This is a genomic window from Streptomyces sp. NPDC002446, from assembly GCF_053595675.1.
The window spans coordinates 1-10,738 of record NZ_JBSFYC010000132.1 but is presented as its reverse complement, the minus strand read 5'-3'; the positions used below and the strand labels follow the sequence as shown (position 1 = coordinate 10,738).

Sequence of the window (10,738 nt, the reverse complement as noted above, 5' to 3'; positions counted from 1 at the left end):
TCCGAACACGCCAAACAAGTCGGACGGCCGGGTGATTGGGAGTCTCCGGGCCGTCGTCCCGGGTGGGCGATACTGGGTTCGAACCAGTGACCTCTTCGGTGTGAACGAAGCGCTCTCCCACTGAGCTAATCGCCCGGGCGCACCGCCAACATTACCCCACGTCGGCGGGCACTTTTGACCATGTCACTCGGAGACGTTCCAGGGCATGGCGAAGCCGAACTTCCACACGTAGACCGCGAGCAGCGCCGCGATGACGACCACGCCGATGGTGGTCAGAATGATGTTGCGGCGGCGCACCTTGGGGTCGAGCGCCTTCTGGGCCGCTTCGGTGACCTTTCGCTTGGTCCACCGCAGCACCAGCTGGGCCCAGACGAATTCCGTCGCCCAGATCGCCATACCGCCGAAGATCACCAGCCAGCCGGGCCCCGGCAGCGGCAGCATGATCACGCCGGCCACGACCACCGCGAGACCGACGACGAAGACTCCGACCTGCCAGCTCATGTGCAGCGGCCGGGAGCGCTTGATGAAGTGCGGTGCCCGCGATCCAAGTGGCTGTTCGGCCGGCACGGCATCCTCCTCGACGACTCCCGGCCCCCCGTTACTCTGCGTATTCATACCGCCAAACTTACCGGACGGGATGGCTCCGCGGAATTACCGTCGAGGACGATCTCGCAATCCGCCGTAAGAGGTACCTGAAACCAGGCAAAACCGTCAGAGGGGTTTACAACGGCACCGTAGGTGGCATGTCGATTTCGCCGACGTGCGAATCCCCGAGCGCACACTGAGCGAAAGGCCCTGGCGCTTATGAACACCACGGTCAGCTGCGAGCTGCACCTGCGCCTCGTTGTGTCGAGCGAGTCCTCACTGCCTGTACCCGCGGGCCTGCGGTATGACACGGCCGATCCCTATGCCGTGCATGCCACCTTCCATACCGGAGCCGAGGAGACCGTCGAGTGGGTTTTCGCCCGCGACCTCCTCGCCGAGGGGCTGCACCGGCCCACCGGCACCGGAGACGTCCGCGTATGGCCGTCCCGGAGCCACGGGCAGGGCGTTGTCTGCATCGCCCTGAGTTCCCCGGAAGGCGAGGCGCTGCTCGAGGCGCCCGCACGGGCCCTCGAGTCGTTCCTCAAAAGGACCGATGCCGCCGTACCGCCCGGTACGGAGCACCGGCATTTCGATCTCGACACCGAGCTCTCCCACATCCTTGCGGAGAGCTGAGACGCAGAACGGTTACCCAAAGCACCCACCCGCTCACACTTGCGACCGTCCGACTCGGGGAGACGGCGCAGGACCGACAAGTTCATACGGCACACTTCGGCGTCGTCGCCGCGGACCCACCGCGGAGACGGCGCTGAAGCTTGTTCGAGGCGCTAGAGTCGGCGACCATTCGCCAACGACACCCGGGGGCGGCACCCGTCCGGCCCCACCCTGCCAGGGAGCGGAACCGTGATGATCACCCATGACACCCGGTGTGCGCTGGGCGCGGTCGTCGACCTGCTCAACACCGCTCCGGAGGGCGAAGCGCCCGGCGCTCCGGACAGCCTGACCGACCTCGCGGCCCTGGAGGACTTCGTACGGCGCAACGACGTCAGCGATGTGGGCGCGCTGGACCCGGGCGACCTGGCGGCCGTACGGGCGGTCCGCGCGCGGTTCGCCGAGGTCTTCGCGGCCGGGGACGACCGCACCGCGGCCGAGCGGCTCAATGCGCTGGTCGCCTCGGCGGGCACCACACCGCAGCTGACCGACCACGACGGGTACGACTGGCATGTCCACTACTTCGCACCGGGCGCGTCGGTCGCCGACCACCTGGCCGCGGACGGCGGGATGGCGCTGGCCTTCATCGTCGTCGCCGGCGAGCGCGAGCGGCTGCGGTACTGCGAGGCACCGGACTGCCGGCACGCCTTCGTCGACCTCTCCCGCAACCGCTCACGCCGCTACTGCGACAGCCGCACCTGCGGAAACCGCCTGCATGTCGCGGCCTACCGGGCACGGCGGCGGGAGGCAGCGGGCTGAGGCCCGCCGTGGCGCGGCGCCGCACCACCGGCCTCACAGGATGAAGAGGTCGTGGACGGCACCGAGAAGCAGCAGGAAGCCGATGACGGCGAGGAAGAGCATCAGCGGCGGCTGGGACAGCGCGAACAGGCAACCGCGCGGTTCGGCGGACGGGGCGTCGTCTTGGGCGAGGGCGCACTCATCGTTCATCTCGCGCGCATCATGACGCAGATGATCGTCTGACTACGCCCAATAGGCGGCTCAGCAGCGGTAGTTCATCAGATCCCGTGCTTTTTCAGGATCGCTTCGATGTCCGAGAAGTCATCCTTCGGTGCGCTGTCCCTGCCCTGCGCCGCCTTCCCCTTGGCGGCCGGACGGGCCGCCCCGCCGCCCGCGCCGAGGGACGGTACGGAGGCGGCCGGCGCCACCGCGTCGGGCTTGGAGGCCGCCGCGGACTTGCGCTCCCTGCGACCGCCGATCCCGCCCCTGCGGCGCTCCACACCCCTGGTGATCATGAACAGCAGGGCGGAGAGCGCGAGCAGACCGAAACCGGCCCAGACCGCGGGCTTGAAGACGATGCCGGTGACCCAGTCGATGACGCCGGTCATCACCAGGCCGATGGGGATCAGCGAGAAGGCAGCGATGCGGGTCGCAGCCAGGAACCTCTTGCGGTACGCCGTCAGCGCGGCGATGCCCAGGCCCGCTGCCGACACCGCGGCGCAGACGGTCGAGGTCAGCATCCGGTCCTCCTGCCGGTGGATGGGCGAGCAGGCGCCCTGCTCCCTTCCATCCTGCCCTGTCCCACGCCCCGTCGGCCATGTTCCGGCACGTCCTCAGGGACATCTCGGGGACATCTCCGGGTCATCCTCCTCCGCAGGTCCCGGTTCGGCCGGCCCGCGCCGGACTGGAAGACTGGCCCCATGAACGACGCCACCTCCGCCACGCCCGCCCGCCCCGTCCTGGACGTCTGGTGCGAACTGCAGTGCCCGGACTGCCACACCGCCCTCACGGACCTGCGGGCGCTGCGCGAGCGCTACGGCGACCGGCTGGACATCCGCCTGCGCCACTTCCCCCTGGCGAAGCACCAGCACGCCTACCTGGCCGCGCAGGCCGCCGAGGAGGCCATGGAGCAGGGGCAGGGCTGGCCGTACGTCGAGGCGGTGCTGGCGCGCACCGAGGAGCTCGGCAAGCGCGGCGGGAAGCTGCTGCTGGAGGTCGCCGGGGAGCTGGGCCTGGACGCCGAGGAGCTCGACACCGCGTTGATCGACGGGCGGCATCTGCTGGTCGTCGACGCGGACCAGGCCGAGGGCAAGGCCATCGGGGTGACCGGCACCCCGACGTATGTGATCGACGGCGAGCGGCTGGACGGGGGCAAGAGCCAGGAGGGGCTGCGCGCCCGTATCGAGGAGATCGCCGACCGTCTGCTGGACGGGCGGGACTGAGCGGTCTCCGCTCATCCGCTCACAGGATCGGCTTCCACAGCAGGTACGACGTGGGGCGGTAGCCCAGTGAGTCGTACAGGCCGCGGGCCGGGGCGTTGCCCGCGTAGACGTTCAGGCCGAGGACGGCGCGGCCCGCGCCCAGGCTCTCGCGCTCGGCGACCAGCATGAGCGTGCGGCCGTGGCCGCGCCCGCGGTGTGCGGGTGCCACGTGGACATCGACGACATAGCCGCCCGGCTGCCCCGGCATCCGCAGCGCGACCCAGACGCTGCCGACCTCCGCGCCGTCGTGGAGGAGGATCCGCAGCGCCGTGTCGGGCGTCTGTGCGCCGTCCGGCAGCAGCGCGCGGTGGCCCGCCAGCGCGGTCTCCTCGGCGCGGGCGCGGGACATCCCCTGTCCCGTCTGGGTACGGACGTACTCGGCGAGTGCGGCCTGGCGCCAGGCCGGGTACTCCGCCTCGCTCAGCGGCCGGTCGAGGCTGCCCTGCGGCAGGTCCGGCGGCCCGGCGAGGGGCTTGCTCATCGTGCGGCTGCGCTCGGTGTAGCCCAGCGCCGCCGCGAGCCGCAGGGCGGCCTCGGCCTCGGCCGGGACGGTCAGCTCGATCTGCCGGCAGCCCCAGCCGCGCAGCACCTCCTCGGCGGCGAGCGCGGCGACGGTGGCCCGGCCGCGGTGCCGGTCCGCCGCGTCGATGGCCAGGTGCGCGATCCGGCCGGCCGTCGGCCCGAACCGGGCGTCGGTCGTCAGCTGGATCCCGCCGACCCGGCGGCTGTTGACACAGACGTCGTACCGACGGGCCCGGGTGCCGTCGTCGTGTCGTTCTTCCGGTCCCGCGGGGCGCAGCGTAGTGGTCACGAGGACTTTCTACTCGCCCCGGTGCGGGCCCGTCATCACCGCGGATCGAAGTCGGCGGCGGACTGCTCGTCGAAGATCCGCATGGCTTCCGCGGTCACCGGGCCCGGGGTGTCGGCCAGTTGGCGGCCGTCGATCCGGGTGACGGCCTGGACGTCGCGCAGGGTGGAGGTCAGGAAGATCTCCTCGGCCCGCTCCAGGGCGTCCAGCGGCAGATCGGTCTCCTTGGCGCCGGCCCAGGCGACGGTCAGGGCGCGGGTGATGCCCGCGAGGCAGCCGGAGTGCAGCGGCGGGGTGTGCAGTTCGCCGTCCAGGACGACGAAGACATTGGAGCCGGTGCCTTCGCAGAGCGCGCCGACGGTGTTGGCGAACAGCGCCTCCGAGGCGCCCTGTTCGCGTGCGCGGGCCAGCGCGACGACGTTCTCGCCGTACGAGGTGGTCTTCAGCCCGGCGAGCGCGCCGCGTTCGTTACGGGTCCAGGGGACGGTGACGGCGGCGGTGGTGTCGGGGCGGCGCCGCGTCTCGGAGAGCGCGATGACCAGCGTGGGGCCGGCCTCGCCGCGGTCCGAGCCGAGCGGGGAGACGCCGCCGGTGTAGGTGATCCGCAGCCGGCCCAGCGGCATCGGGTTGGCGTCGAGGACGGCCGCGCAGCCGCGCCCTACCTCGTCGAGGTCGGGGTCGGGCAGGCCCAGGCCGCGGGCGGAGGTGGTCAGGCGCTCCAGGTGGCGGGTGAGGGCGAAGGCGCGTCCGTGGTCGGCCTTGATGGTCTCGAAGACGCCGTCGCCGACGGTCAGCCCGTGGTCGAAGACCGAGACCCGGGCGCCTTCGGCGTCCCGCAGTGCCCCGTCGAGCCAGATCTTCATCGCTTTCCTCCGCTCACCTCGTGCAGCCCCGACGCTACCGCGAGCAGTCGGCCGGCCTTCAACTCGGTCTCGGCCCACTCCCGCTCCGGATCGGAGTCCCAGATGATCCCGGCACCGGCGCCGAAGCGGAGTACCGGCCCTGCGGGCGGGGTGCGGTCGAGCCAGAAGGTGCGGATGCCGACGGCGAGCTCGCCGGTGCGGCGGTCGGCGTCGACCCAGCCGATGCCTCCGCAGTAGGGGCCGCGGGGGGCGGTCTCCAGTTCGTCGATGATCCGCAGCGCGCTGGACTTGGGGGCGCCGGTGACCGATCCGGGCGGGAAGGTGGCGTCCAGCAGGTCCGCCCAGGCGGTCTTCTCGTTGGCCTCGGCGAGCTCGCCGCGCACGGTGGAGACGAGGTGGACCAGGCCGGGGTGGGGTTCGACGGCGCACAGTGCCGGGACGGTGACCGTACCGGTGGCGCAGACCCGGCCGAGGTCGTTGCGGACCAGGTCCACGATCATCACGTTCTCCGCCCGGTCCTTGTCCGAGAGGTCGGCCGCGGTCCGGCCGGTGCCCTTGATCGGTCCCGAGGAGACGGTGCGGCCGTCGCGCCGCAGATACAGCTCCGGGGAGGCGCTGGCGATCTCGACGCCGTGGTCGGGCAGCCGGATCGTGCCGGCGTACGGGGCGGGGTTGCCGCGGGCCAGCACCGCGGAGAGGGCGTCCACGTCGGTGCGGGCGGGGTCGGGCAGCGGCGCGGTCAGCACCCGGCAGAGGTTCACCTGGTAGACGTCGCCGGCCGCGATGTGTTCACGGATGCGCCGTACGCCGCCTGTATAGGCGGCGCGGTCCAGGGAGCTGGTCCAGGCGGTGGGCGCGGGGCCGCACCAGCCGTCGGGGGCGGGCGCGTCCGCGGGCGTGGCGGGCCGTACGTCGGCGAAGCGGGCGCAGACCACCGAGCCCTCGAAGTCGGCGGCCACCGCCCACCAGCCCGTGGAGTCCAGGGCCGCGGGATCACTGGTCACATCCCGCAGACCGGTGGCTATCAGGCCGCCGAAGCGGGCCATGGGAGCGAAGTCGTGCACGTCAGCGAGTCTATGGCGGGGGCCCGTAGCGCGCCTGTGCCGAGCGAGCAGCGCAGCACGCTGCACAAACGCGTTTTTGTACTGGCCCCGGAATCCGCTAGAGTTCAACACGTCGCCGGGACGCGGAAGCGCCCCGGAGGCGGAGTAGCTTCCGGACGTAGTCTGGGAGAGACACCTGCGGACGTAGCTCAGTTGGTAGAGCACCACCTTGCCAAGGTGGATGTCGCGAGTTCGAGTCTCGTCGTCCGCTCGATGTGGGGGATCTTCCCGAACCCCCTCACTCCTGGTGGAGTGGCCGAGAGGCGAGGCAACGGCCTGCAAAGCCGTCTACACGGGTTCAAATCCCGTCTCCACCTCCAAGGACGATTAGCTCAGCGGGAGAGCGCTTCCCTGACACGGAAGAGGTCACTGGTTCAATCCCAGTATCGTCCACTGGTCCGGCTCCGCCGGATCCCGCGCGATTAGCTCAGCGGGAGAGCGCTTCCCTGACACGGAAGAGGTCACTGGTTCAATCCCAGTATCGCGCACGCAGCTGCGGATCTTCGTGATCCGCGGTCCCGAGGACGATTAGCTCAGCGGGAGAGCGCTTCCCTGACACGGAAGAGGTCACTGGTTCAATCCCAGTATCGTCCACACCGAACCTGAGGGCCGGAGCAATGTGCTCCGGCCCTCAGGCGTTCTCAGGACGAGAACAGCATGTGGCCGAAGCCGCGGTGGTGGCCGTGGTGCCCATGGTGGCCGTGGTGGCCCTGATGCGGGGCTCCCCAGGCCGGGGCGGCGGGGTAGGCCTGCGGGGCGGGCGGCGGCGGGGCCTGCTGGACCCACTGCGCCTCCAGGCGGGTCAGCGCCTCCAGCTCCCCGTAGTCCAGGAAGATCCCCCGGCAGCCGGCGCACTGCTCGATCTGGACGCCGTTGCGCTGGTACGTCTGCATCGGTGCATGGCACTTGGGACACTGCATCGTCGGCTCAACTCCTGTCGCGTTCCGTGCCGCTCTTGGCGGCGCCGCCCGAACGGCCTCCCGGCGGCAAGGTGTTCACCCTACGACGGGGGCGGCAGGCCCCAACTGCGGCGGCAGGGAAGTCATCCGGGCGCAGGCGTCGATGACCGCGGACTCGGTCTCGTCCAGGGGGCGGGCCGCGGCGGCCGCCTTGGCGACGGCGAGCGCGGCGGTCTGCACGGTCAGGGCGCGGGCGGGTATCTCCAGGTCGGGCCAGGGGTCGCCGTCGGGGCGTACGGCGCGGCCGCCCGCGGCGCGGTAGGCGGCCAGGAAGCGCGTCCAGATGTCCGGCGCGAGCAGGCCGGTGGCGAACCAGGCGGCGGGGCGGGCCAGGTCCCAGGCTCCGTCGCCCAGGCCCAGGTCGTCGATGTCTATCAGGAGCCAGGGGCCCTGCGCGGCCGGGTGCCGGACGAGCTGGCCCAGGTGGAGATCGCCGTGGCAGAGGTGGCCGGTGCGCGGCGGCGGGGCCGCGCCCCTGGCCCAGGGCGGCAGCAGGCGCCAGGCGCGGGCGGTGACCGCGGCGGCCGCGGGGAGGTTTCCGGGTCCCGGTGTGCGCGGGGCGGGGAGCGGGCGGGCGCTGTGCATGCGGGCCAGGGCGCGGGCGGCCTTGGCGGGGCCGCGCATCGGCGGGACGGGGCCGGGCAGTTGGCGCGGGTCTATGGCGTGCAGGCGGGCCAGCAGCCGGGCGGCGTCCTCCCAGGGGGCGGCGTCCGGGTCGTCCGGCGGGACCGGGCTGCCGTACGGCCAGCGGGTGAGCGCGCGGCCGTCGTCGGTGTGGGTGAGGAGGCCGTCGGGGGCGGTGACCGGGAGCGGGGGCAGCAGGATGCCGCGCAGGAGGGGGTGGGCGGCGATCCGCAGGCGGGCGGTCAGGTCGTGCGGGTCGGCGTCGGGGGCGTGGGCCTTGGCGACCGTACGGCCGCTGCGGACGACGGTGCCGTCGGGGCGGTGGGCGATTACTTCGGGGGTGGCGGCCGGGTCGGATGCCGCGGCCAGGGCGGTCAGGGCGGCGAGGTGGCCTGGTGGTGGTGCGGTCATCGTTGCCCTCCCCCGGGGCCGGGTGCACCGGGGTGGTGCGCGTGGGTGCGGCCCGGCCTGGGATCGTACGCGCGGTGCGGGCCGGGCGGCGGGGCCGAAGTGCGCGAAGGCCGGGCATCTCCCCAGATGCCCGGCCTCTCGTGCCGTCCGCCGCACCCCCGTCCCCACGGGGTTTTTGCCGGATGTCCCCGTCCCGGGCCGCTCTCCCGGGCCTGGGGCGCCGCTCAGCGCCCCAGCATTCCGGCCACGGACGACGCCTGTGTGATGACGGCTTCCCAGCCGCCGAAGACCACGGCGAGAACGATCGCCAGCGGCAGCACCATGGCCACCGCGACGAGGGGATGGCGGGTACCGGAGGACTGGTGGCCGCCGAGCGCCGAGGCGAGCCTGCGCCCCTGCGCCCGAAGCGCCGTCCGTCCTGAGGTCCGATCCATCGTCCCGCTCCCGTCGTGGCTGGAGCGGCGGGCGTCTGACCTCGGGGGACGAGTGCTGCGCCCGCCGCTTGGAGACAACACTAGGCACGCGGCGGGCCGGGGGCGTCATGCCGTCGTACCGCTTCGGCGGCATCCAGGAGGATGACGGGACGGCGTCTCGTCTACTCCCCTGGGTGGAGAGAGGGGCGCCGGGAGCTGGGGGACATCCCCCAGGGGGCCTTCGTGGCGGCCGGCCCACCAGCCCCCTCATGGGTGACCCCGGAGTGACCTCGCTCACGTCTGACGCTCCCCCGTGCGGCACCGTCCCGCCCCCGCCGTGCGCTCCTCCCGCCGCGCTTTCCGCCGCTCCGGACGCCTCCCCGGCATCACCCGCCCCACCTGACCGGTCACCTGGCGTTGCGTCAATCTCCCTTGCGTATCGGACCTTTGGGGCCGTGCAGGGGGATTCTGGCCATGCGGCGGCCGGTTTGCTGCCGCAGTTCGAGGATCGCACCGGCCACCGACAATCCGGTCGCCGACGCATGCGCGGCCTATCAGCACAGTGAGCCGTCAATCCGTAAGCTGTGCCACGTCAGACGGTTGGCAGCGGAGGGGTCTTCCCCACCGCAGGTAGGGGACGGACATGGCGATGATGCGGCTCCGACGCGAGGACCCGCGTGTCGTCGGGACGTTCCGGCTGCACCGACGGCTCGGCGCGGGCGGGATGGGCGTGGTCTATCTCGGTTCGGACAAGCGCGGGCAGCGGGTGGCGCTGAAGGTGATCCGGCCGGATCTGGCGGAGGATCAGGAGTTCCGTTCGCGGTTCGCACGCGAGGTCTCGGCGGCCCGCCGGATCCGCGGCGGCTGCACGGCCCGCCTGGTGGCGGCGGATCTCGACGCCGACCGCCCCTGGTTCGCCACCCAGTACGTACCGGGGCCCTCGCTGCACGACAAGGTCAATGCGGAGGGGCCGCTGTCCCCGGCGCAGGTCGCCTCGATCGGGGCCGCGCTGTCCGAGGGGCTGCTGGCCGTGCACGACGCGGGTGTGGTGCACCGCGATCTGAAGCCGTCCAACATTCTGCTGTCGCCCAAGGGCCCGCGGATCATCGATTTCGGCATCGCCTGGGCGACGGGCGCCAGCACGCTGACGCACGTCGGTACGGCCGTCGGCTCGCCGGGCTTTCTGGCGCCGGAGCAGGTGCGGGGGGCGGCGGTGACGCCGGCCACCGACATCTTCGCGCTGGGCGCGACCCTGGCGTACACCTGCACCGCGGACTCCCCCTTCGGGCAGGGCAGTTCGGAGGTCATGCTCTACCGCGTGGTCCATGAGGAGGCGCAGCTGGCCGGGGTGCCGGACGCGTTGGCGCCGCTGCTCGCGTCGTGCCTGGCCAAGGACCCGGCGGACCGCCCCAGCACGCTGTCGCTGTCCTTGCGGCTCAAGGAGATCGCGGCCCGTGAGGCGCACGGTCTGTCCGGTGGGCCGCTGGAGAACGGCGCCGGCGGCGGGTCGGGTTGGGGCCGGGCGGAGCGCCGTCCGCCGGACCGCCCGACGGGCCAGCGGGCCGAGGAGTACGCGCGCCAGCGCACCGAGCGGGGGACGGCGGGCACGCCCTCGCCGCGTCCGCACATGTCCCGTCCCGCGGCGCCGCGGGACTCCGTGTCCCGGCCGGCCGGTCCGGCGTCGGGCGCGGGGAACGGCCCGCGGACCGGCGGGCGCAACGCGCGTCGCGGTCCGGTCTCGCGGCCCACGGGGCGAAACGGTTCGCGTACGCCGGTGCGTACGGCCTCGGGCGGGCGGCGACCCGGCCCCGACCGGCGGCTGCTGCGTCAGCGGGTCATCGTGTTCGTGGTGGTGACGCTGCTGGTGGCACTCGGTATCGCAGCGGCCCAGGGGTGCCAGGGCCCGGCTCGCGGGCTGGGGGCGGAGCACCCGGCGCCGGCGGCGGCGTATGAGGGCGGGGGCGGGCCCTACGGGGTGGGGGAACAGAACCCCTAGATGATTGAGTCCGATGTCTTCAGTGGTCGTACGCGATCAGTGAGCGTTTGGCTGGTGTGCCTGCGGTCCAGTTGTGCCAGATGGCGGT

At 72.5% G+C, this 10,738-nt stretch carries 13 protein-coding genes and 6 tRNA genes; 9 read left to right on the top strand and 10 right to left on the bottom strand.

Annotated features, from left to right (window positions below):
- Positions 1 to 63: 63 nt before the first annotated feature.
- Both ACWD6P_RS36385 and ACWD6P_RS36380 read right to left on the bottom strand, forming a co-directional pair.
- Positions 64 to 135: transfer RNA gene (locus ACWD6P_RS36385), tRNA-Val, on the bottom strand.
- Positions 136 to 183: 48 nt separating this feature from the next.
- Positions 184 to 615: a TIGR02611 family protein gene (locus tag ACWD6P_RS36380; protein ID WP_451448499.1), complete on the bottom strand. Its 432-nt coding sequence runs from the start codon at positions 613 to 615 to the stop codon at positions 184 to 186.
- Between the two features lie 189 nt (positions 616 to 804).
- Here ACWD6P_RS36380 and ACWD6P_RS36375 point away from each other — a divergent pair, with 189 nt between their 5' ends.
- Positions 805 to 1,218: an SsgA family sporulation/cell division regulator gene (locus ACWD6P_RS36375; RefSeq protein ID WP_003959770.1), complete on the top strand. Its 414-nt coding sequence runs from the start codon at positions 805 to 807 to the stop codon at positions 1,216 to 1,218.
- A gap of 228 nt (positions 1,219 to 1,446) precedes the next feature.
- Positions 1,447 to 2,013, top strand: coding sequence for a CGNR zinc finger domain-containing protein (locus ACWD6P_RS36370; protein WP_451448498.1), 567 nt, complete (start codon positions 1,447 to 1,449; stop codon positions 2,011 to 2,013).
- Between the two features lie 33 nt (positions 2,014 to 2,046).
- Here the strand turns inward: ACWD6P_RS36370 and ACWD6P_RS36365 are convergent, their stop codons facing one another.
- Both ACWD6P_RS36365 and ACWD6P_RS36360 read right to left on the bottom strand, forming a co-directional pair.
- On the bottom strand, positions 2,047 to 2,202 hold the full coding sequence (locus tag ACWD6P_RS36365) for a hypothetical protein (protein ID WP_384428953.1): 156 nt from the start codon (positions 2,200 to 2,202) through the stop codon (positions 2,047 to 2,049).
- A 68-nt stretch (positions 2,203 to 2,270) separates the two neighbouring features.
- Positions 2,271 to 2,732, bottom strand: a complete 462-nt coding sequence (locus ACWD6P_RS36360; RefSeq protein ID WP_451448497.1) for a hypothetical protein — start codon at positions 2,730 to 2,732, stop codon at positions 2,271 to 2,273.
- A gap of 180 nt (positions 2,733 to 2,912) precedes the next feature.
- Here ACWD6P_RS36360 and ACWD6P_RS36355 point away from each other — a divergent pair, with 180 nt between their 5' ends.
- The gene (locus tag ACWD6P_RS36355; RefSeq protein ID WP_451448496.1) at positions 2,913 to 3,434 is read left to right on the top strand and encodes a DsbA family protein; all 522 of its coding nucleotides are present in this window, start codon (positions 2,913 to 2,915) and stop codon (positions 3,432 to 3,434) included.
- Between the two features lie 19 nt (positions 3,435 to 3,453).
- Here ACWD6P_RS36355 and ACWD6P_RS36350 read toward each other — a convergent pair whose 3' ends face one another.
- Genes ACWD6P_RS36350 through ACWD6P_RS36340 form a run of 3 tightly spaced genes read right to left on the bottom strand, consistent with a single transcriptional unit; the run spans position 3,454 to position 6,208 of the window.
- Entirely contained in the window at positions 3,454 to 4,284 is an 831-nt protein-coding gene (locus ACWD6P_RS36350) for a GNAT family N-acetyltransferase (RefSeq protein WP_451448495.1), read from the bottom strand.
- A gap of 35 nt (positions 4,285 to 4,319) precedes the next feature.
- On the bottom strand, positions 4,320 to 5,144 hold the full coding sequence (locus ACWD6P_RS36345) for an aminotransferase class IV (RefSeq protein ID WP_451448494.1): 825 nt from the start codon (positions 5,142 to 5,144) through the stop codon (positions 4,320 to 4,322).
- Entirely contained in the window at positions 5,141 to 6,208 is a 1,068-nt protein-coding gene (locus tag ACWD6P_RS36340; RefSeq protein ID WP_451448493.1) for a chorismate-binding protein, read from the bottom strand. The genes ACWD6P_RS36345 and ACWD6P_RS36340 overlap by 4 nt, the downstream gene beginning before the upstream one ends.
- A 177-nt stretch (positions 6,209 to 6,385) precedes the next feature.
- Here ACWD6P_RS36340 and ACWD6P_RS36335 point away from each other — a divergent pair.
- The 5 genes from ACWD6P_RS36335 to ACWD6P_RS36315 all read left to right on the top strand — a co-directional run bounded on the left by ACWD6P_RS36335 (position 6,386) and on the right by ACWD6P_RS36315 (position 6,841).
- Positions 6,386 to 6,458 (top strand) — tRNA-Gly (locus tag ACWD6P_RS36335).
- Between the two features lie 35 nt (positions 6,459 to 6,493).
- Positions 6,494 to 6,567: transfer RNA gene (locus ACWD6P_RS36330), tRNA-Cys, on the top strand.
- Between the two features lies 1 nt (position 6,568).
- Positions 6,569 to 6,640, top strand: a tRNA-Val gene (locus ACWD6P_RS36325).
- A gap of 23 nt (positions 6,641 to 6,663) precedes the next feature.
- A tRNA-Val gene (locus ACWD6P_RS36320) sits at positions 6,664 to 6,735 on the top strand.
- A 34-nt stretch (positions 6,736 to 6,769) separates the two neighbouring features.
- Positions 6,770 to 6,841: transfer RNA gene (locus ACWD6P_RS36315), tRNA-Val, on the top strand.
- Positions 6,842 to 6,888: 47 nt separating this feature from the next.
- Here ACWD6P_RS36315 and ACWD6P_RS36310 read toward each other — a convergent pair.
- From ACWD6P_RS36310 to ACWD6P_RS36300, 3 genes are all read right to left on the bottom strand, one after another.
- Positions 6,889 to 7,167: a TFIIB-type zinc ribbon-containing protein gene (locus ACWD6P_RS36310; protein ID WP_451448492.1), complete on the bottom strand. Its 279-nt coding sequence runs from the start codon at positions 7,165 to 7,167 to the stop codon at positions 6,889 to 6,891.
- 75 nt (positions 7,168 to 7,242) lie between these two features.
- Positions 7,243 to 8,241 carry a phosphotransferase family protein gene (locus ACWD6P_RS36305; RefSeq protein ID WP_451448491.1) on the bottom strand — a complete coding sequence of 333 codons (999 nt, stop codon included), beginning with the start codon at positions 8,239 to 8,241 and terminating at the stop codon, positions 7,243 to 7,245.
- A 224-nt stretch (positions 8,242 to 8,465) separates the two neighbouring features.
- Positions 8,466 to 8,675: a hypothetical protein gene (locus ACWD6P_RS36300; protein ID WP_451448490.1), complete on the bottom strand. Its 210-nt coding sequence runs from the start codon at positions 8,673 to 8,675 to the stop codon at positions 8,466 to 8,468.
- 622 nt (positions 8,676 to 9,297) lie between these two features.
- Between ACWD6P_RS36300 and ACWD6P_RS36295 the strand changes: the two genes are divergently transcribed.
- A complete protein-coding gene (locus ACWD6P_RS36295; protein ID WP_451448489.1) occupies positions 9,298 to 10,650 on the top strand; it encodes a protein kinase domain-containing protein in 1,353 nt (450 codons plus the stop codon).
- Positions 10,651 to 10,738 lie beyond the last annotated feature (88 nt).

Coding starts and splice junctions, on each gene's coding strand:
- ACWD6P_RS36380 (WP_451448499.1), bottom strand. CDS start 615: ATGAATACGCAGAGTAACGGGGGGCCGGGAGTCGTCGAGGAGGATGCC.
- ACWD6P_RS36300 (WP_451448490.1), bottom strand. CDS start 8,675: ATGGATCGGACCTCAGGACGGACGGCGCTTCGGGCGCAGGGGCGCAGG.
- ACWD6P_RS36295 (WP_451448489.1), top strand. CDS start 9,298: ATGGCGATGATGCGGCTCCGACGCGAGGACCCGCGTGTCGTCGGGACG.
- ACWD6P_RS36310 (WP_451448492.1), bottom strand. CDS start 7,167: ATGCAGTGTCCCAAGTGCCATGCACCGATGCAGACGTACCAGCGCAAC.
- ACWD6P_RS36345 (WP_451448494.1), bottom strand. CDS start 5,144: ATGAAGATCTGGCTCGACGGGGCACTGCGGGACGCCGAAGGCGCCCGG.
- ACWD6P_RS36360 (WP_451448497.1), bottom strand. CDS start 2,732: ATGCTGACCTCGACCGTCTGCGCCGCGGTGTCGGCAGCGGGCCTGGGC.
- ACWD6P_RS36375 (WP_003959770.1), top strand. CDS start 805: ATGAACACCACGGTCAGCTGCGAGCTGCACCTGCGCCTCGTTGTGTCG.
- ACWD6P_RS36355 (WP_451448496.1), top strand. CDS start 2,913: ATGAACGACGCCACCTCCGCCACGCCCGCCCGCCCCGTCCTGGACGTC.
- ACWD6P_RS36365 (WP_384428953.1), bottom strand. CDS start 2,202: ATGAACGATGAGTGCGCCCTCGCCCAAGACGACGCCCCGTCCGCCGAA.
- ACWD6P_RS36305 (WP_451448491.1), bottom strand. CDS start 8,241: ATGACCGCACCACCACCAGGCCACCTCGCCGCCCTGACCGCCCTGGCC.